We start from the raw sequence: 18,641 nt of genomic DNA, 5'->3' as shown, positions 1-18,641 counted from the left end.
GGCTGGGCGCGACCTGGCGAGCACACATCATGACTGAACCATAAAGTGGCACGAACCAAGGTATGTTCGCCCACCCGCGGGCAGGCGCTGGCCCTCACCGCCTCACCGGAGCTTCATATGCCGGTTCACGTCCTTATAAAGCAGATACCGGAACGGCCCCGGTCCGCCCGCGTAGCAAGCCTGCGGGCAAAAGGCGCGGAGCCACATGAAATCACCCGCTTCGACCTCGACCCAATCCTGATTGAGCCGGTAGACCGCCTTGCCTTCCAGGACATAGAGCCCGTGTTCCATCACATGGGTCTCGCAAAAGGGGATCACCCCACCGGGCTGTAGCGTGACGATGGTCACATGCATGTCGTGGCGCAGATCCTGCGGATCCACGAACCGTGTCGTCGCCCAGACCCCATCAGTATCGGGCATCACATTCGGCTCGATGTCCTGCTCGTTCAGCACGAGCGGGTCGGGGCGGTCCAACCCCTCCACCGCCTCATAGGCTTTGCGGATCCAGTGAAAGCGCGTCACCGCGCCGCTGTCGTTTTTCAGCGTCCAATCGGCCCCCGCGGGGATATAGGCATAGCTGCCTTCGCGCATCGCGTGCTGTTGGCCCTCAACGGTCAGGGTAAAGCCACCCTCGACCACGAAAAGCACCCCCTGCGCCTGCGCATCAAGCTCAGGCCGGTCCGAGCCGCCACCGGGCTGCACTTCCATGATATATTGCGAGAATGTCTCGGCGAAGCCGGTCATCGGGCGGGCGATGACCCAAAGCCGCGTGCCCTCCCAGAACGGCAGGAAAGAAGTCACGATATCGCGCATCGTGCCGCGCGGGAGGACGGCATAGGCCTCTGTAAAGACGGCGCGATCTGACAAAAGCGTTTTTTGATCCGGGTGGCCGCCGGTGGGTGCGAAATAGCTTGGGGGGGTCATCAACTCTCTCCGTCGGGATGGGCTGCAGAATTGCCGCTTCCCAGGCCGAGGCCAAGGGTTTTATCGCTGAAGGATTGTTCGGGGATATTTGATAGTCCCGACCCCGCTTAGGAGGAGAGCAACAGACCGGCCCCGCCTGCCGGGACCGGTCTGCGCAGAGAGCAGCCTCAGAAGAAAGCCGCCGCTTCCAACTCAACTGTAATCACCCCGATAATTGCGCCGTTCGACGGCTCCGTGATCGGCATCGAGACGCGGCTTTGATGGGCCTTCGACCTTTCGTCAACGGCCACCTGATCAATCACGAAAATCCCCGACGGCGGCGAAAAACGAATGCTGTTCTTGGGCTTGCCGCCCTTGAAATAGACCGAGGCGCTGCCGCTGGAGACCACGGTCAGCCCATAGGCATCCAGCAAAGTCACCCCGGCGATCTGCCCCTCGGCGCGGGCGATCTGCGTTTGGAGAAAGGCGGCGGCAATCGGGGCTTTCGGCTGAGCCACCTCGGCGACCGGCCCGGTGACTGCCGCCGGCGTGACCGCCAGCGCATTCATTTCGCGGTGCCGCGCGTTCTGCTGTGCGATCGCATCGACTATGCGGGCATCATTGACCCAAGCCAGCAATTCGCGGTCGATGTAATCGGTCACCGCCCAAGGCACTTCGGAGGCGGAAACCTTGAGCCCGGAACAGAGGATGAAGATGAGCGATACAAGTGGCAGGTGTCGTAGCATCGGGGAGCCCTCATGAGGTAGGCGGCACAAATACCGCGGGAGAGCTACACCCTAACGTTTGACTGGTTTACGCCCCATGAACGGCAATGGCGGCTTAACCCTCTTCGCCCTTAAACCCTGTCGCCACCACGAATTTCTCCGATGAATCGGGGCGGCTGGCAGGTGGTTTGATATTGGCGACCTTGGTGAAACGGCGCTTGAGCAGCTTTTGCAACTCACCTTCCGCGCCGCCTGCCAGCACCTTGGCTACGAATGTGCCGCCCTCTTCCAACACATCGAAAGCGAAATAGGCCGCCGCCTCGCAAAGCGCGATGATGCGCAAATGGTCGGTCTGTTTATGCCCGGATGAGGCCGCTGCCATGTCCGACATCACCACATCTGCCTTGCCGCCGAGCCATTCCTTGACCTTGAGGTCGGCGTCATCCTCCATGAAGTCGAGCTGGTGCAACTCGCAGCCCGCAATCGGCTCCATCTCTTGCAGGTCGACCCCCAGAATGGTGCCCTGCGCCTTGCCCTTCTTTTCGCCCAATACGTTGCAGCGCTTGACGGCGACCTGACACCAACCGCCCGGCGCGGCACCAAGGTCCACCACCCGCGCGCCGGGGACGAGGAACCGATATTTATCGTCCAATTCCATGATCTTATAAGCCGCGCGCCCGCGATAGCCTTCGGCCTGCGCGCGTTTGACATATGGATCGTTCAACTGCCGCTGCAACCAACGGGTCGAACTGAGCTTGCGCCCGCGTGCGGATTTCACCTTGACCTTGAGGTCACGCTGACCGCGCCCCGAGGTGTTCTTTCCGTCCGGTGTCTTGGCCATTAAAAGACCCCTTCTTCTAATACGCCATCGGCGCTCATCTGTGCATATAGCAGGCCTTCGCGCAGACCGCGATCCGCAACTGACAGCCTGTCGGTCGGCCAGCAGCGCATCAAGGCTTGCAGGATCGCGGCCCCCGACATGATCAGCGCCGCCCGGTCTTGCCCGATGCGCGGATCGGCGCGCCGCCCGCCCGGCCCCATGGCGATATAGGAATGGATCACCTTGTCGATCTGGGCGCTGGTCATGCTGAGGCCGTCAACCTTTGTCCGGTCATAGCGCTTCAGGTTCAGGTGGCTTGCCGCCACGGTGGTCACGGTGCCCGAGGTGCCGACGATCTGGAACCGCTTTTGCGACTGGATCGTCTGATAGGGTGTAAAATCGGTGAGGTTCTCTTCGAAAAACCAGCTCATCAGCGCAAAGCGCGCGGCATCGTCTTCGACGTCAGAGAATTGATCCCGCAGGGTCGCCACTCCCAATGGCACGCTGATCCAATCCACCACCCGTGCGGCGGGGACATCGGATTTCGCCTGATAAAACCCGCCCTGAAGCCGCATGATCGAGCGTGCGCGGTCGGCCCGCGGCACCTTGGAAATATCGATCCAGACCAACTCCGTCGAGCCGCCGCCGATGTCCACCACCAGCAGGTTTTCTGTCTTGCGGCTGACCAGCGGCGCGCAGGAGATCACGGCAAGCTGGGCTTCTTCCTCAGGGCGGATAATGTCGAGCTTGAGACCGGTCTCGCGCTGGATACGGCGCATGAACTCCGCCCCGTTCTGCGCACGGCGGCAGGCTTCGGTCGCGACAAGACGCATGTTCTGCACCTTGTTGCGCCGTAATTTTTGCTGACAGATGCGCAATGCCTGAATGGTGCGCGCCATTGATCCGCGCGAGAGCCGCCCGGTCTTTTCCAAACCGGCACCCAATTGTACCGATTTCGAAAAACTGTCCACCACATGGAAACCGCTGCCCCGAGGCTGGGCGATCAACATACGGCAGCTATTTGTACCCAGATCTAGGGCCGCATATAGCTCATTAGATCTGGGCGGAACTGGCGCGGGGCTCAGAGCCGGAATGTCTTTGTCGAGCGCACCCGCACCTTTGGGACGCTGTGGCGCCATGGTTACGCGCCTTTCATATCGAGTTGCCCCCAAGGTATTCCCTGCGCCCAGCCGGTGCAAGTGGTCGCGGTGGCTTGGGCCAATTTCCGCGGCGTCCGCGGGGCGCCCTCGCCCCGCCATCCGGGCCGCCTCACAATCATCTTGAGAATAATGGGGGCGCCGCCCCCTCGTGATGGCAGGGCCAATGCGCTATCACCTCTGCCAAGTCGCGGATGGGTCGTGTTTCGTCGAAAAACGGCCCTGTCCTGACCGCGACGCTCGTTAGACAGGTTTAAACCGGAGGAATCGTCCCATGCCCGCAGTCACCATCGTTTACTGGCGCGATATCCCCGCTCAGGTAATCGTCGGCAAGGGCCGTCGCGGGTCAAAACGCCCCCTGCCCGAACGCTTTGAACAGGCGATCGACCGCGCGGCGATGAAGGTGGGGGCCGCCGACACCGACGCCTATCTCGCGGAATGGCGCAAGGCCGAGCCTTTTGAGGTCGAAGGTGATCCCGACAGCATCGCCGATGCCGAAGCCGGCCGCATCGACGCGGAATACGACCGCGACCGGATTAAGCAACTGATTGACAACGACGGCTGGGCATAGCCTGCCAGCCCTATGATCAAGGACACGCTCATGGCACTTTTGAACTTCCGCAAAAAGGAAACACCGGCCCCACAGGCGCCGGTGGCCGAAGTCGAGGCGCTGTTGAAAGATTACTCGATCGAGGTGATGCCCCGAACCGCCGAAAAGGTCGAGGATTTCCGCGCCCTGCTGCCAGAGGGCACCCGTGTCTATATCGCCCATATCGACGGCACCCCGATCGAAGACATGGTCGCCACCGCCGCGCGGTTGAACGCGGATGGGTTCAAGGTCATGCCACATTTCCCGGCCCGCATCATCAAAGACCGCGCCACGCTGGCCGATTGGATCGCCCGCTATCAGGGCGAGGCCGATGTGCGCCAAGCGCTGCTGCTGGCGGGCGGTGTCACCACCCCGGCGGGGGATTTCAGCGACTCGATGCAGTTGATGGAAACGGGGCTGTTCGACAAGGCAGGCTTTACCCGCCTGCATGTCGCCGGCCACCCCGAGGGCAACCGCGATATCGACGCTGACGGGGGCCGTCTCAACGTCGATGCGGCGCTGAAATGGAAGAATGATTTCCAGACCCGCACCGATGCCGAAATGGCCATTGCCACGCAATTCGCCTTTGACGCGCAGCCGATCATCGAATGGGCCGACAGTCTAAAGGCCGCTGGTATCACCCTGCCGATCCACATCGGCATCGCGGGCCCCGCCAAACTGCAAACGCTGATCAAATTCGCCATCGCCTGCGGTGTTGGCCCCTCGCTCAAGGTGCTGCAAAAGCGGGCGATGGATGTCACCAAGCTGCTGTTGCCCTATGAGCCGACAGATGTGATCAGCGAACTAGCCGCCCACAAAGCGGCCCACCCGGATTTCAACATCACCCATGTGCATCTTTTCCCGCTGGGCGGGATCAGAACCAGCGCCACATGGGTCCAAGAGAATGGCGGCGCCTCTGGGGTGCCTGCCGACGCAGCCTAAAGGAAGTTACATGACCAGAACCGTCATCGAATCCAAGACCAAGACCGCCGTCATCGGCTTTGACGAGCCGTTTTGCGTGATCGGAGAGCGGATCAACCCCACGGGCCGCAAGATCCTCAGCCAAGAGCTGGAGCAAGGCGATTTTTCGCGGGTCGAGGCGGATGCCATCGCGCAGGTCGCCGCCGGTGCCACGGTGCTCGACGTGAACTCGGGCGCGGTCTTCTCCAACAAAATGGCCGAAGACCCGCGCTATGCCGACAACAACTTTGTCGAGCCGATGCTGATGCCGGAGCTGATCAAGGTCGTGCAAAATGCCGTCGACGTGCCGATCTGCATCGACAGTTCGGTCCCCGGCGCGCTTGAGGCGGGGCTTGAGGCCTGCGAAGGTCGCCCGCTGCTGAACTCCGTCACCGGAGAGGAAGAGCGGCTGGAGGTCGTGCTGCCACTGGTCAAGAAATACAACGTGCCTGTCGTGGCAATCTCCAATGACGACACAGGGATATCCGAGGACCCGGATGTGCGCTTTGCCGTGGCGAAAAAGATCGTCGAACGCGCCGCCGATTTCGGCATTCCCGCCCATGACATCGTCGTCGACCCGCTGGTCATGCCGATTGGCGCCATGGCGACGGCGGGCCATCAGGTCTTTACCCTTGTCCGCCGTTTGCGCGAGGAATTGGGCGTGAACACCACCTGCGGCGCCTCCAACATCTCCTTCGGGCTGCCCAACCGCCACGGCATCAACAACGCCTTCCTCCCCATGGCGATGGGAGCGGGCATGACGAGTGCGATCATGAACCCGGTGGCCGTGCCGCTGAGCGCCACCAAAATCGCCGAAAAGCGGGCCGAGATTGCCGCCGCGGGGATCATCCTGCCCGAAGATATGGATGATGAGACTTTTGCGACGCTCTTCAACCTAGGCTCGACCAAGCCCCGCCCGGGCAAAGAGATGGAGGCCATCCGCGCCGCCAACTTCCTCTTCGACCGTGACCCTCACGGCAGCGCTTGGATCGAGTTCAACAAAAGCGCGCCCAAAGCGGGGCAAGAAGGCCGCGGTCGCGCGGGCCGTTCAGGTGGACGCCGCCGCCGCTAAGGTCGCCTGACAAGATCGAAGAGCCCCGCAAGCATCGCTCGGCGGGGCTTTTTCTTTTCTATACGGGCAGGCGGAAGTCCGGAACGACGCTTTCCGGCGCTACTCCGCCCGGTTCCCGCTCACCAATTCTTGGATCGCGGCCATGACGGCGGCCACATGATCGGGGTCTTTTGCCGCGCTATGCGGCTCATTGAACCCGCCCATGTCATTGTCGAAATAGGCGCCGGAGGCCCCTGCAAACTCATCCGAAAGGGCTGCTCGGGCAAGAATGTCGGCCCCGATGCTCAGGTCGTTCCCGGCGACGCCAAAGCCTTCCTTTACCATTTTCGACGCCAAGAGAGAGCCGGGGTTCACCGCAATAAAGAGCGGCCCGTCCTGATGCGCGCGGGCCATCTCCTGAGTCCAGATCGTGATCGCCAATTTGCTCTGCGCATAGGCCGCCATATCGTCAAGCGCCACTTCGCCCCTAAGCGCGGCCACCTCCACTGGCGCCTGCGCGGCGGACGAAAGGTTCACCACCCTGCCCGCTTTGGGAAGCACCGGCAGCAACAGTTGAACCAGCAGATAGGGCGCCAGCGTGTTGACCACGAAACGCGCGTCCAAGCCCGCCTCGGTGCGCGGCTCAGGCAGTTTCAAGGCACCGGCATTGTTGATCACCATCTCGATCTGGCTGTGATCAATGCGCAGCGCCTCTGCCAGCGTCACGACCTCTTCCAGCCGCGACAGGTCCGCGCGGTAAGTCTGAGGATTGCCCCCCACCTCCGCCGCGGCGGCGCTGAGTTTCTCGGCACTGCGCCCGTGCAGCAAAACGCTATGCCCCTGCGCGCTGAGCTTTTTGGCGGTCAACAGACCGATACCGTCGGTCGCGCCGGTGATGAGGATCGTCTTGGTCATCTGTCTCTCCTTACTGGGTCTCTGCGCGGGGATGGGAGTGGCTCTGCGCGATCACCACCCGCCCAGAACCTGCTTGCCGATCACCCGCCCGCTTTCCTGACGCTCATGGGCCACGCGAAGGTTTTCCACATTTATCACGCCCGCATGTTCCGTCACGGTGGAGCGCAAAATGCCTGCGTCGATCATCTGCGACACCCGGTTCAACAGGTCGCGCTGCGCAGTCATGTCCTCGGTCTGGAACATCGAGCGTGTGAACATGAACTCCCAATGCACGCTTAGGGCTTTCGGTTTCGCCGCTTTCATATCCAGCGTCTCAGGGTCGTCGATCAGCGCGATCTGCCCGCGCGGCGCGATGGCTTCGATGATGGCGGGCCAATGCGTATCGGTGGCCGTCAGCGCGGCGACATAGCTTGGCGTGAGATCGAGCGCGGCAAGCTGCGCCACCAGATCGCCCCGGTGATCCACCACATGATCCGCCCCCATCTTGCGCACCCAATCTTGGGTCTCTGGCCGCGAGGTGGTCGCGATCACGGTCAGCCCGGTCAGGGCCTTCGCCAGTTGAATAAGGATCGACCCTACGCCCCCAGCCCCGCCGATGACCAAAATCGCCTCCCCTTCGCCAGCGCTCTCGGCCAGCCGGAAGGAGTCGAACAGCATCTCCCAAGCCGTGATCGCCGTCAGCGGCAGCCCGGCGGCCTCAACGAAATCAAGGGTTTCCGGCTTTCGCCCGACGATCCGGGAATCGACCGTGTGGAAGGCGGCATTGGTCCCCGCGCGGGTCACGTCCCCGGCATAGAACACCTCATCCCCCACAGCAAAATCGCTAACCTCTGCGCCCAGTTCCACGACCACGCCTGCGGCGTCAAAGCCCAAGACCTTCGGGCCATCCTCAGGCCCCGAAAGCGCGCGCAGCTTCACATCCACCGGATTGACCGAGATGCCCTTCACCTCCACCAAAAGGTCACGTGGACCGGGGGCGGGACGCTCAATTTCGAGCATCGCCAAAACCTCAGCCGCGCCGGTGGTGTTAAAGCCGATGGCTTTCATTTTGTCTGTCCTTCTGCAGGGATATTGCTGTTGGGCAGAAGGTATCAGCTTGCCGGGCTATATAAACCGAGACAGATGCGGATAGAGTTTATAGATACAGAGTATAATCCGAACGCTTGGCAAGGCCACGGCAAAGCCCCCCGCAGGCGAAGGCACAGCCCCCAACGCGACAAACGACATTCATATGGGAAAAATGGCGGACCCTAGAGGATTCGAACCTCTGGCCTCTGCCTTCGGAGGGCAGCGCTCTATCCAGCTGAGCTAAGGGTCCACTGAGGGGCGGTATAGCCAGAGCGCGCCGCCCCTGCAATGGGAAATCCGGGGGCAAGGGCGGCGAAATTCACCTTAGGCGAAAAGATCATGCGCCAATTCGAGGGCGTCGACCAATGTGTCGACCTCGGCCCGGGTGTTATACATGCCAAAAGACGCGCGGCAGGTGGCCGAAACGCCGAGATGCGTCATCAAAGGCGCGGCGCAATGATGCCCCGCCCGCACGGCCACGCCTTTCTTGTCGAGCACGGTCGAGATGTCATGCGCATGGGCGGCGCCGTCCAGCGTGAAGCTGAAGATCGCCGCTTTGTCCGGCGTCGTGCCTTGCAGGTTGAGCCAATTCAAACCGCCGAGCCGCGAGACCGCATAGTCGCGCAGATCGTCCTCATGGGCGGCGATATTCTCCATCCCCAGATCCATCATGAACTCGAGCGCCACGCCCAAGCCGATGGTGCCGACGATCCCGGGGGTCCCGGCTTCGAACATCATTGGCGGATCATTGTAGCTCACCGCGTCCTTGCTGACTTCGCGGATCATGTCACCGCCGCCGATGAAGGGGCGCATTTCGGCCATGCGCTCGGACTTGATATAGATCGCGCCCGAGCCGGAGGGGCCATAGAGTTTATGCCCCGTGACGGCATAGAAATCACAGCCGAGGTCCTGCACGTCGACCGGCATATGCACCGCCGCTTGCGAGCCATCGACTAAGACCGGAACGCCCTTCTCATGGGCGGCTTCAGTGATGGTTTTCACATCAACTTTCGTGCCCAAGACATTGGAAAGGTGCGATATTGCAACCAGCTTAGTCTTCGGTCCGATGGCATCAATCACCGCCTGCGGGTCAAGCGCGCCGGTGGCGTCCACATCGACCCATTTCAGCACCACGCCCTGCCGTTCGCGCAGGAAATGCCAGGGCACGATATTGGCATGATGCTCCATCACCGACAGGACGATCTCATCGCCCGCCTGCATGCGGGGCATGGCCCAACCGTAGGCCACGGTGTTGATCCCCATCGTCGCCCCGGTGTTGAGCACGATCTCATTTTCCGACCCGGCGTTGAGGAAGCGGGCCACGGTGCCGCGCACGCTTTCGTATTTGTCGGTCGCAAGATTAGAAAGGTAGTGCAAGCCCCTGTGAACGTTGGAATATTCATTCGCATAGGCTTGGGTGATCGCGTCGATCACCACCTGCGGCTTCTGGGCCGAAGCGCCATTGTCGAGGTAGACCAGCGGCTTGCCGTTCACCTCGCGGCCAAGGATCGGAAACTGCGCCCGGACGGCTTCAACGTCGAACATGACTTAAACTCCCTGGGCGGTCAGCCCGATCAAAGACAGCAGAAGGCCCAACCCCAGCAAGACCCCAAGCGCGGCGCCCGCGAGCACCGCGGCGGCGTGGAGCAGCCCCGGCAGATGCAAGAGTTCGGCCACGAAATTCAGCAGGATCCAAAGACCCCAGAAGGTAACGACGAACGAGGCCAGCAGCGCCACCGGCGGCAGGGCCAAGGTCAGCAGCAGGATGCCAAGCTGCGCGCAGAGGCGAAGCGCCTGAAGCCATACGACGGCAGCCAGAAGCGGCGTCACCGCGCCCTGCCCGCCCAGTGCCCGGCCAACCCACGTCAGCGCATGCACATAGAGCACCATCAACCCGGCCAGCAGCGCGAAGAGCACCAGCGGCGATTGGAAATAGCTCGGCAGCGCCATGGCGGGCGGCGCGATCACGAAGGTGGCCGAGATGACCAGCGCGTTCAGTGCGGCCACCAAGGCAAGGGACGTCCATACAACATCATTGCCCAAGGGCAGCTCCGCAATCTGGCGCGCTGCCGCGCGGGGGCGGCGCAGGGTGGTCTGCGCAAGCTGGATCAAGGCGCCGCTCATCTCAGCCCCGCTGCGCGGCGACAAGGCCCGCGATCCAGAACCAAAAGAACACGGCCAACCAGATCACCCCGACAATCTGCGCCTGTAGGCCCGGCCCGATGAACCCAAGCGCGAGGCCCAGCAACAAAAGGATCGGTGCAGAGGCAAGGAGCGACCAAACCAAGGTCAGCCGCACCGCATAACCGCTGAGCCGTTGCCCCGCGATCCGGCTAATCCCCCAGACCATCGCGGCCAAGCCATAGAGCAGCAAGGGCATCACGAAGATCCAGAAAAAGGCACTCCAATACTGGCGCACCGCGAGCGGCCCGTCCGGATCGAGATGCGCCGCGCGGGCTTGATACGGCGACAGGGCCACGAAGATCAGCAGCCCCGCCATCAGCGCGAACATCAGCACGCGCACCTCATTGCGGCCCTGTGCAAGCAGCCCCGACATCACTTTGCCGGGGCCGCGGTAGGTCGCAACGATATCGCTGGTAACAGCCATCAGGCGCTACGACGCTCCAACCACGAGCTGAGACGCCCGGTGATTTCTTCCCGCAGTTCCTCGGCCTCGATCTCCTCCACCGCTTCGGCGAGGAAGGCGAGCGTCAGCAGGTCGGTCGCCTCGGCATGGGACACGCCGCGGGCGCGCAGGTAAAACAGCGCCTCCTCGTCGATCGCGCCGGAGGTGGAGCCATGCGAACAGGCGACGTCGTCGGCGTAGATCTCAAGCTCAGGCTTGGCGAGGAACTGGCTGTCGCCGTCCAGCAGCAGCGACTGGCTGATCTGGTAGCCATCGGTCTTCTGCGCGCCTTCCTTGACGAGGATCTTGCCTTGGAACACGCCTGTGGCACCGTTGCGCAGCACCTTCTTGAAGACCTGACGGCTTTCGCAGTTCTCGGCATCATGGGTGATGAAGACCGTGTCGTCATGGTGGAAATCACCATCGCCGACGCAGGCGCCCGCGACATGAGCCGAGGCATCGTCGCCAGTGAGCTCGATCACGCATTCGTTGCGCGTTAGCGCTCCGTTCACGGTGACGGTGAAGCTCTTGAACAGCGACTCGGTGCCCAAACGGGTAAAGACATGGGTCGCGGCACGGCGCTCGTGGTCACGGCCCTGTGCGCGCACATGGTGGAAGCGCGCGGCGTCGGCCACCTCGACCTCCATCACGGTGTTGAAGCGCGCGGCGGCGGGGCCGTTCTCCAAAAGCGTGACTTCCGCACCTTTCTCGAGCTTCACCACATGGTGCAGCATCGCATCAGAAGTCTCTGATTTGTGTTGATAAACCAGATTGATCGGCTTGCTCGGCTTGCCGGTGACATGGATCAAGACGCCATCCGTCGCAAAGGCGGTGTTCAGCGCCGCGAGCGGGCGTTGCACCGGGGTCTGGCCGTTCTTCTCCAGCGTGCCGTAAAGGTCGCGCGCCCAATGCAGATCGCTGTCCGCCGCGGCCAGCCGTTCGATGCTGACGCCTTCGAGCGTGAGGTCATCCGAGGCTTCGGCATCGAACACGCCATCGACGAAAACGATGCGCAGACGTTCGGTGCCGTCGAAGAGCGGCGCGTCACCGTGATCAAAGATCGCAGCGGGCTGCGCCTCGGCTTGGGTCAGCGTGTCGGGGCGGGTGAACTTCCAATATTCATCCCGGCGCTGCGGCAGGCCCATGGCGCGAACCCGCGCCAGCGCATCTTCGCGCGCCGCATGGCTCCAGCCACCCTGCGGCAGGCTGTGCCGTGCGATCATCGCCTCGGTCGGGGTTTCTTTCAGTTGTGCTTCGGCCATTATGCCACCTCGGCAAGGATGTCTGCGTAACCGTTGTTCTCAACTTCGAGCGCGAGCTCAGGCCCACCGGTCTTGATGATGCGGCCATCATGCATGATGTGCACGACGTCGGGTTTGATGTGGTCCAGAAGACGCTGGTAGTGCGTGATGACGAGGAAACCGCGGCCCTCGGTACGCAGGGCGTTCACGCCTTCGGCCACCAGTTTCATCGCGTCAACGTCGAGGCCCGAGTCGGTCTCGTCGAGGATGCACATCTTGGGCTCGAGCATCGCCATCTGCAGAATTTCGTTGCGCTTCTTCTCACCGCCGGAGAAGCCCATGTTCACGGGACGCTTCAGCATCTCGGCGTCGATCTTCAGGTCCTTCGCCTTGGCGCGGATTTCCTTGAGGAAGTCGGCTGCCGAGATTTCGTCTTCGCCGCGCGCCTTGCGCTGTGCGTTCACGGCGGTGCGCAGGAAGGTCATGTTGCCGACGCCCGGGATTTCCACCGGGTACTGGAAGGCAAGGAAGAGGCCCGCCGCGGCGCGCTCTTCGGGTTCCAACTCGAGGATATCTTCGCCTTCGAGCGTGGCGGAGCCTTCGGTAACCTCGTAGCCGTCCTTGCCCGAGAGCACGTAGCTCAGCGTGGACTTGCCCGAGCCGTTCGGCCCCATGATGGCGTGGACCTTGCCGGCCTCGACTTCCAGATCGACGCCCTTGAGGATCTGCTTGTCCTCTTCTTCCAGTTTCACCTGCAGGTTCTTGATGCTCAGCATTTCGGTCTCCTTCTGGCGCGCCTTGCGCCGCAATTCATGCTATTTCAGTGTAGTTTCAGGGGCTTGCCCCTGCGTGTTAAAGTTCATGCCGCCCCCTGACGGGCGCAGAGCGCGGCGGGAAAGCTGTCTTTCAGCGCGGCGCGGCAGGCCGTGATGCCGTCTTGGTAGGTCAGCGGCGCGTCGGGTTTGGGCGCCTTGGACACATCGGCCAAGGCAATCGGCGCGCGCATGTCGCGCCCCACGGAGGCGGCGTAGTCGTGAAACTTCAGCCGCCCCTGCCCCTCGGGCGTCACCCAAGTATTGGCCACGCCGTAAGCGTCCGCCGTGATCAGCCCGTGCAGCGACGAGGCAAAGACATGGGCACAGGCCGCGATGGCGCCACAAACCTGCTCCACCGGATCGCGCGGGTCGATCAGCACATAGGCGCTGTCCGAGGCCACAAGCTGCAGCAGTTCCGGGTCATCCGCCAGCGTGTGATGCGGCACGATGCCGATCTTGTCGCTGCGCGGTCCCTCGCCGGGCAGAACCTCGTTCACCAAAAGCCCCGGATCGCCGAAGGCATCGGTCTCGATCCCGAGAAGCGCCGCCGTCACCGGCCCCCGCAGCAGCGCGATCTCGATGTTCTTCAGGAACGCACGGCCACCGGCGGGGCGCAGCAGACCGCTGCCCCAGATCACCGGCTTGGCCCCCGCACGCGGCGTGTCATAGTTCCGCCGCACGATCTGCAAAAGCGAGCCGAGACCAAAGACATCCGCCTCATCCACCGACGCATGCTCCACCCGCCGCCCCGAGACATGGCTCAGGACCAGCGGGCTCAGCGCATCGCCGAAGTTCGGCTGCGCCTTCCACCAATGCAGGCGGAGGGGCGTATGCGCCGCATCAAGGCTCATTAGCCGACGGAGCCTTCCAACGAGATCGCCACGAGCGCTTGGGCTTCCATGGCAAACTCCATCGGCAGCGCCTGCAGCACGTCCTTGCAGAAACCGTTCACCACCAGCGCCACGGCCTCTTCCTCGTCCATGCCGCGCGAGCGGCAATAGAACATCTGGTCGTCGTCCACCTTGGAGGTGGTCGCCTCGTGCTCCACGCGGCTCGAGTTGTTCTTCACCTCGATATAGGGCACCGTATGCGCCCCGCATTCCGAGCCGATCAACAGGCTGTCGCACTGGGTATAGTTGCGCGATTCCTTGGCCTTCGGGTGCATCGAGACGAGGCCCCGGTAGGTGTTCTGCGCCTTGCCCGCCGAGATGCCCTTGGACACGATGCGCGACTTGGTGCGCTTGCCGAGGTGCACCATCTTGGTGCCGGTGTCGGCCTGCTGCATGTTGTTGGCGATGGCGATGGAGTAGAATTCGCCTTGGCTGTCATCCCCGCGCAGAATGCAGGACGGGTATTTCCAAGTCACGGCGGAGCCGGTCTCGACCTGCGTCCACATCACCTTCGCGCGGTCGCCCCGGCAATCGGCGCGCTTGGTCACGAAGTTGTAGATACCGCCCTTGCCGTCCTCGTCGCCGGGGTACCAGTTCTGGACGGTGGAGTATTTCACTTCCGCGTCTTCCTCGACGATGATCTCGACCACGGCGGCGTGCAACTGGCTCTCGTCGCGCTGCGGCGCGGTACAGCCTTCGAGGTAGCTCACGTAAGAGCCCTTGTCGGCGATGATCAGCGTGCGCTCGAACTGGCCGGTATTCTCGGCATTGATGCGGAAATAGGTCGACAGTTCCATCGGGCAGCGCACACCCGGCGGGACATAGACGAAGGAGCCGTCGGAGAAGACCGCGGAGTTCAACGTGGCATAGAAATTGTCCGAGACCGGCACGACCGAGCCGAGGTACTTCTTCACCAGATCAGGGTATTCGCGGATCGCCTCGGAGATCGAGCAGAAGATGACACCGGCCTTCTTCAACTCTTCCTGGAAGGTCGTGCCGACGGAGACGGAATCGAACACCGCATCCACCGCCACTTTGCGGCCCTCGGCAGGCGCATCCTCGGCGCCTTCGACACCGGCAAGGATCATCTGCTCCTTCAGCGGGATGCCGAGCTTCTCATAGGTCGCCAGCAGCTTCGGATCGACCTCGTCGAGCGATTTGGGTTTCTCGGCCATGCTTTTGGGGCGAGCGTAATAATACTGCTCCTGAAAGTCGATTTCAGGATAATCCACCATGGCCCAATCCGGCTCTTCCTTGCTGAGCCAACGGTTGTAAGCCTCAAGCCGCCATTCGGTCATCCACTCGGGCTCGTCGTTCTTCTCCGAGATCAGCTTCACGATCTCCGGCGTCAGCCCTTTGGGGGCATATTCCATCTCAATGTCGGTGGACCAGCCGTACTTATACTTGCCGCCGACTTCGCGCACGGCATCCACGGTTTCCTGGTCAACGCCTTCCTTGACGCCATCATTCTCTTTCAGGGTCATATTTTCCAAGGTCTCGTTCCTTTCCGTGGCGGCGCTCAGGCGGCCCGCGTTTCGTGCTTTTTCAATTTGGCGGTCCAGCTCGTGGCGAACCGCAGGATATCTTCCCGGGTGGTGTCGAGGCCCAGCGACACCCGGATCGCGCTGGCGGCCTGTGTTTCATCAAAGCCCATGGCGCGCAATACGGCACTGGCACGCACCTTGCCGCTGGAACAGGCCGACCCCGCCGAAATGGCAAAACCGGCAAGGTCCATCTGCATCACTTGGGTCTCGCCCTTCCAGCCGGGCGTGATGATACAAGAAGTGTTAGGCAGGCGCTGAGCGCCTTTCCCTACAAAAATAGTCAGACTTGTGGCATCCGCAAGGGTCGCTTCCAGCAAATCGCGCTGTTCTGCCACCTCTTCCCAACGCCCCGCAGCCAGATCGGCCGCCGCGGCCTCAGCCGCTGCGCCAAACCCTGCGATGGCGGGGATATTCTCGGTCCCCGAACGGCGACCCATCTCCTGTCCGCCGCCGCGCAGCAGCGCATGTTCGGCCAGATCAATGCCGCGTTTGACGATCAAGGCGCCGATCCCCTTGGGCCCGCCCAGCTTATGCGCCGAGACGAGGATGAAATCCGCGCCCGAGGTCGCCATCTTGAACCGGGTCTTGCCGAGCGCCTGCACCGCATCGACCAGCACATAGGGCGTGTTTTCCATCGCCCAACATTGCTGGGCCAAAGGCATGGTTTGCTGCAACACACCCGTCTCGCTGTTCGCGGCCTGTAGGGCCACCACATCAGCCCCCGCCGCGGCGATCAGGTCACCGTCCCAAACACCCTGTGCGTCGACACCCAAACGCGCCGCCTGCCCCCAAGACAGAACTGCGTCATGTTCCACCGCTGAGGTCACCACACGCGCCCCCATCGCAGCCGCAAGCGCCGCCGCCTCTGTCGCACCGGAGGTAAAGATCACATCGACCGGATCACAGCCCACAAGCCCCGCCACCTGCACCCGCGCGCGCTCGACCACGGCCTTGGCCGCACGCCCCTCAGCATGGACCGAAGACGGGTTGCCGGGCAGGTCCATCGCCGCGATCATCGCCGCGCGCGCCTCCGCCCGCAGCGGCGTGGTCGCGTTATGGTCAAGGTAGACCCGCATCCTTCATCCTTTTCCAAATACCGCGGGGGTCCGGGGGCAGCGCCCCCGAAATCCCACATCACCACCCGCGCAGACCACAGCCGCCAAAGCGCGCCCGCTGCCCAAAACCACCCTCACGACTCATCCACCACGGCAAAGAGGGTGGGTACCGCCGGACAGGGGGCCAGCTCATTCTCAACTACATCCGAGAGGCGCGTCTGGTGCAGGAAAACATAAACATGCGCGCTCAGCCCCTGCCAGAGCCGGTTGGTCAGCGATTGCGCCCGGCTGCCCGACAGCCCGCCCGAGGCGCCCGCGCCCTTGTGCATCGCATCCACAGTCTCATCCACCGCCGCCAGCACATCGACGACGCGAATATCCGCCGCCGGACGCGCCAAACGATACCCGCCGCCCGGCCCCCGGACAGAGGTCACCAATTCGGCCCGGCGCAGCTTGACGAACAACTGCTCCAAATAGGGCAAAGAGACCGACTGCCGCTCGGCAATGTCGCCCAGAGACACCAAGGTGCCCTCGGGTTGCAGGGCAATATCGGCCAAAGCGACCATTGCGTAGCGCCCTTTGGTAGATAGCTTCATCGTCTCACCCTCACCCGCCGCGCCATTTGATTGACGTGGGCGGCTTAAATGCCTAAGTCCAAAGACTGATCCACGCGACACTGCGCGGAACCAGATTAGAACCGTTCTAAGGTGGCCTAGCGAATTCGTCAACTATTCGCGGCGATCTTTGAACCCCTAGACAGGGATACCCATGCCCGAGGTTATTTTTCCCGGACCCGAAGGCCGCCTTGAAGGCCGCTACCACCCCCAAAAAGAACGTGACGCCCCGATTGCCATCGTGCTGCATCCGCATCCGCAGTTCGGCGGCACGATGAATCACAAGGTCGTCTATAACCTGCACTATGCGTTCTACAACATGGGTTTCACCGTGTTGCGCTTCAACTTCCGTGGCGTGGGCCGCAGTCAGGGTGAATACGACCAGGGCATCGGCGAATTGTCCGATGCGGCCTCGGCGCTCGATTACCTGCAATCGATGAACAACAACTCCAAGCATTGCTGGGTTGCGGGTTTCTCCTTTGGCGCATGGATCGGGATGCAGCTGCTGATGCGTCGGCCTGAGATCACGGGCTTCATCTCGGTCTCTCCGCCTGCGAATATGTACGACTTTTCCTTCCTTGCGCCCTGCCCGGCCTCGGGTCTGGTGATCAACGGCACCGCCGACCGCGTGGCGCCGCCCGCTGATACCACGAACCTCGTCAGCAAGCTGCACGAGCAAAAGGGCATCACGATCACCCATCAGGAGATCGAAGGCGCCGGGCACTTCTTTGAAGAGCCGCATATGGACACGCTGATCACCTCGACCAGCGACTATGTCAAACGCCGCCTGACGGAATCCACACGCTGATGGCGGACGCGGTCGTTACCCAACTGGCCAATAAATTGGCCGAGGAATGTCTCGCCGTACAGGCCGAGACGGGTGAAGACCGCTTGTTCATGGAAGTCGGCGAGGTGCTGGGCGCCTCGTCGCAAACGCTGGAAGAAGCCTTTCTCACCGCCGTCCGCACCCGGATGGCCAATGACAAGGCCCGCGCCTTTCTTGCGCGCAAGTTGCGCGACCATCGCGGTAAGGGCGGCGCATGACAGAACGGCTCGACAAGCAGATCGCCTTTCTCAATGAGGCCGACAAACTGAAAACCGTGCTGCGCGGCACCACCCTATGCGATGCGAGCCGGGCGGAAAACTCTGCCGAACATTCGTGGCATCTGACGCTCTATGCATTGGTGCTGGCCGATCAGGCAGGGCCGGAGGTCGACATCAACCGCGTCATCAAGATGCTGATCCTGCACGACCTTGTCGAGATCGACGCGGGCGACAATCCAATCTTTGGCGACTATGACGCCGTCGAGATGGAAGCGCAGGAACAAATCGCCGCCGACCGCATCTTTGGCCTATTGCCGGACGATCTGCGGGACGACCTGCGCAGCATCTGGGAAGAGTTCGAGGCCGCCGAAAGCCCGACGGCCCGTTTTGCCAAATCGCTTGATCGGTTCCAGCCGCCGATGCAGAACCTCGCCTCCGGCGGCGGCAGTTGGACTGACTATAACGTCTCGGAAGCGCAGATCGAAGAGAAGGTGGGCCGCAAGATCGCCATCGGCGCCCCTGCCCTTTGGTCCTATGCCCGCGCCCGCATCAGCAGCTTTTTCGCCGGGGTCGGCGCCTGACCGCAGCCTTCGGCATACCATTGTATACGATCTTTCTCTTTGG

The 18,641-nt window shown here is 62.4% G+C and carries 21 protein-coding genes and 1 tRNA gene; 6 read left to right on the top strand and 16 right to left on the bottom strand.

What is annotated here, in order from left to right; all coding sequences use genetic code 11:
• Positions 1-102: 102 nt before the first annotated feature.
• The 4 genes from ACGYLQ_RS06200 to ACGYLQ_RS06185 form a co-directional block, all read right to left on the bottom strand.
• The gene (locus ACGYLQ_RS06200) at positions 103-924 is read right to left on the bottom strand and encodes a bifunctional allantoicase/(S)-ureidoglycine aminohydrolase (protein WP_394441185.1); all 822 of its coding nucleotides are present in this window, start codon (positions 922-924) and stop codon (positions 103-105) included.
• Between the two features lie 167 nt (positions 925-1,091).
• Complete coding sequence (locus tag ACGYLQ_RS06195; RefSeq protein WP_394441182.1) at positions 1,092-1,649, bottom strand: hypothetical protein; 558 nt, start codon at positions 1,647-1,649, stop codon at positions 1,092-1,094.
• 94 nt (positions 1,650-1,743) lie between these two features.
• The gene (locus ACGYLQ_RS06190; RefSeq protein ID WP_394417483.1) at positions 1,744-2,469 is read right to left on the bottom strand and encodes an RlmE family RNA methyltransferase; all 726 of its coding nucleotides are present in this window, start codon (positions 2,467-2,469) and stop codon (positions 1,744-1,746) included.
• The gene (locus tag ACGYLQ_RS06185; RefSeq protein ID WP_067266266.1) at positions 2,469-3,587 is read right to left on the bottom strand and encodes a Ppx/GppA phosphatase family protein; all 1,119 of its coding nucleotides are present in this window, start codon (positions 3,585-3,587) and stop codon (positions 2,469-2,471) included. The genes ACGYLQ_RS06190 and ACGYLQ_RS06185 overlap by 1 nt, the downstream gene beginning before the upstream one ends.
• 292 nt (positions 3,588-3,879) lie before the next feature.
• On the opposite strand from ACGYLQ_RS06185, the gene ACGYLQ_RS06180 reads away from it, so the two are divergent.
• From ACGYLQ_RS06180 to ACGYLQ_RS06170, 3 genes are read left to right on the top strand one after another with little or no spacing between them, the layout of a single operon-like run.
• Positions 3,880-4,176 carry a virulence factor gene (locus ACGYLQ_RS06180; RefSeq protein ID WP_394441178.1) on the top strand — a complete coding sequence of 99 codons (297 nt, stop codon included), beginning with the start codon at positions 3,880-3,882 and terminating at the stop codon, positions 4,174-4,176.
• A 30-nt stretch (positions 4,177-4,206) separates the two neighbouring features.
• On the top strand, positions 4,207-5,136 hold the full coding sequence (locus ACGYLQ_RS06175) for a methylenetetrahydrofolate reductase (protein ID WP_394441176.1): 930 nt from the start codon (positions 4,207-4,209) through the stop codon (positions 5,134-5,136).
• A gap of 10 nt (positions 5,137-5,146) precedes the next feature.
• Positions 5,147-6,226: a methyltetrahydrofolate cobalamin methyltransferase gene (locus ACGYLQ_RS06170; RefSeq protein ID WP_067266272.1), complete on the top strand. Its 1,080-nt coding sequence runs from the start codon at positions 5,147-5,149 to the stop codon at positions 6,224-6,226.
• A gap of 99 nt (positions 6,227-6,325) precedes the next feature.
• On the opposite strand, the gene ACGYLQ_RS06165 is transcribed toward ACGYLQ_RS06170, so the two are convergent.
• From ACGYLQ_RS06165 to ACGYLQ_RS06110, 12 genes are all read right to left on the bottom strand, one after another.
• The gene (locus tag ACGYLQ_RS06165) at positions 6,326-7,120 is read right to left on the bottom strand and encodes an SDR family NAD(P)-dependent oxidoreductase (protein WP_394441173.1); all 795 of its coding nucleotides are present in this window, start codon (positions 7,118-7,120) and stop codon (positions 6,326-6,328) included.
• Between the two features lie 51 nt (positions 7,121-7,171).
• Positions 7,172-8,167: a zinc-binding alcohol dehydrogenase family protein gene (locus ACGYLQ_RS06160; RefSeq protein ID WP_394441170.1), complete on the bottom strand. Its 996-nt coding sequence runs from the start codon at positions 8,165-8,167 to the stop codon at positions 7,172-7,174.
• 194 nt (positions 8,168-8,361) lie between these two features.
• Positions 8,362-8,438 (bottom strand) — tRNA-Arg (locus ACGYLQ_RS06155).
• Positions 8,439-8,512: 74 nt separating this feature from the next.
• Positions 8,513-9,733 carry a cysteine desulfurase gene (locus ACGYLQ_RS06150; protein WP_394441168.1) on the bottom strand — a complete coding sequence of 407 codons (1,221 nt, stop codon included), beginning with the start codon at positions 9,731-9,733 and terminating at the stop codon, positions 8,513-8,515.
• Between the two features lie 3 nt (positions 9,734-9,736).
• Complete coding sequence (locus ACGYLQ_RS06145) at positions 9,737-10,312, bottom strand: YIP1 family protein (RefSeq protein WP_394441165.1); 576 nt, start codon at positions 10,310-10,312, stop codon at positions 9,737-9,739.
• 1 nt (position 10,313) lies between these two features.
• Positions 10,314-10,796 carry a YIP1 family protein gene (locus ACGYLQ_RS06140; protein WP_271693728.1) on the bottom strand — a complete coding sequence of 161 codons (483 nt, stop codon included), beginning with the start codon at positions 10,794-10,796 and terminating at the stop codon, positions 10,314-10,316.
• Entirely contained in the window at positions 10,796-12,076 is a 1,281-nt protein-coding gene (gene sufD / locus ACGYLQ_RS06135; RefSeq protein WP_394441164.1) for a Fe-S cluster assembly protein SufD, read from the bottom strand. The genes ACGYLQ_RS06140 and sufD overlap by 1 nt, the downstream gene beginning before the upstream one ends.
• Entirely contained in the window at positions 12,076-12,831 is a 756-nt protein-coding gene (sufC, locus tag ACGYLQ_RS06130) for a Fe-S cluster assembly ATPase SufC (RefSeq protein ID WP_394441162.1), read from the bottom strand. The genes sufD and sufC overlap by 1 nt, the downstream gene beginning before the upstream one ends.
• A gap of 83 nt (positions 12,832-12,914) precedes the next feature.
• Positions 12,915-13,721: a polysaccharide pyruvyl transferase family protein gene (locus ACGYLQ_RS06125; protein ID WP_394441160.1), complete on the bottom strand. Its 807-nt coding sequence runs from the start codon at positions 13,719-13,721 to the stop codon at positions 12,915-12,917.
• The gene (sufB, locus tag ACGYLQ_RS06120) at positions 13,721-15,244 is read right to left on the bottom strand and encodes a Fe-S cluster assembly protein SufB (RefSeq protein ID WP_394441258.1); all 1,524 of its coding nucleotides are present in this window, start codon (positions 15,242-15,244) and stop codon (positions 13,721-13,723) included. The genes ACGYLQ_RS06125 and sufB overlap by 1 nt, the downstream gene beginning before the upstream one ends.
• Positions 15,245-15,279: 35 nt before the next feature.
• Positions 15,280-16,380, bottom strand: coding sequence for a cysteine desulfurase family protein (locus ACGYLQ_RS06115; RefSeq protein WP_394441157.1), 1,101 nt, complete (start codon positions 16,378-16,380; stop codon positions 15,280-15,282).
• A gap of 113 nt (positions 16,381-16,493) precedes the next feature.
• Positions 16,494-16,955: an Rrf2 family transcriptional regulator gene (locus ACGYLQ_RS06110; RefSeq protein ID WP_067262959.1), complete on the bottom strand. Its 462-nt coding sequence runs from the start codon at positions 16,953-16,955 to the stop codon at positions 16,494-16,496.
• 172 nt (positions 16,956-17,127) lie between these two features.
• On the opposite strand from ACGYLQ_RS06110, the gene ACGYLQ_RS06105 reads away from it, so the two are divergent.
• From ACGYLQ_RS06105 to ACGYLQ_RS06095, 3 genes are read left to right on the top strand one after another with little or no spacing between them, the layout of a single operon-like run.
• Positions 17,128-17,781 carry an alpha/beta hydrolase gene (locus ACGYLQ_RS06105; protein ID WP_067262961.1) on the top strand — a complete coding sequence of 218 codons (654 nt, stop codon included), beginning with the start codon at positions 17,128-17,130 and terminating at the stop codon, positions 17,779-17,781.
• Positions 17,781-18,017 carry a hypothetical protein gene (locus tag ACGYLQ_RS06100; RefSeq protein WP_209218794.1) on the top strand — a complete coding sequence of 79 codons (237 nt, stop codon included), beginning with the start codon at positions 17,781-17,783 and terminating at the stop codon, positions 18,015-18,017. The genes ACGYLQ_RS06105 and ACGYLQ_RS06100 overlap by 1 nt, the downstream gene beginning before the upstream one ends.
• Positions 18,014-18,598, top strand: coding sequence for an HD family hydrolase (locus tag ACGYLQ_RS06095; protein ID WP_394441154.1), 585 nt, complete (start codon positions 18,014-18,016; stop codon positions 18,596-18,598). The genes ACGYLQ_RS06100 and ACGYLQ_RS06095 overlap by 4 nt, the downstream gene beginning before the upstream one ends.
• Positions 18,599-18,641: the final 43 nt, after the last annotated feature.

The organism is Sulfitobacter sp. 1A12779, from assembly GCF_043557315.1.
Classification (GTDB): domain Bacteria; phylum Pseudomonadota; class Alphaproteobacteria; order Rhodobacterales; family Rhodobacteraceae; genus Sulfitobacter; species Sulfitobacter faviae.
Note: the sequence above shows the minus strand (reverse complement) of the source record. Positions and strands in the feature narration are given on the sequence as shown.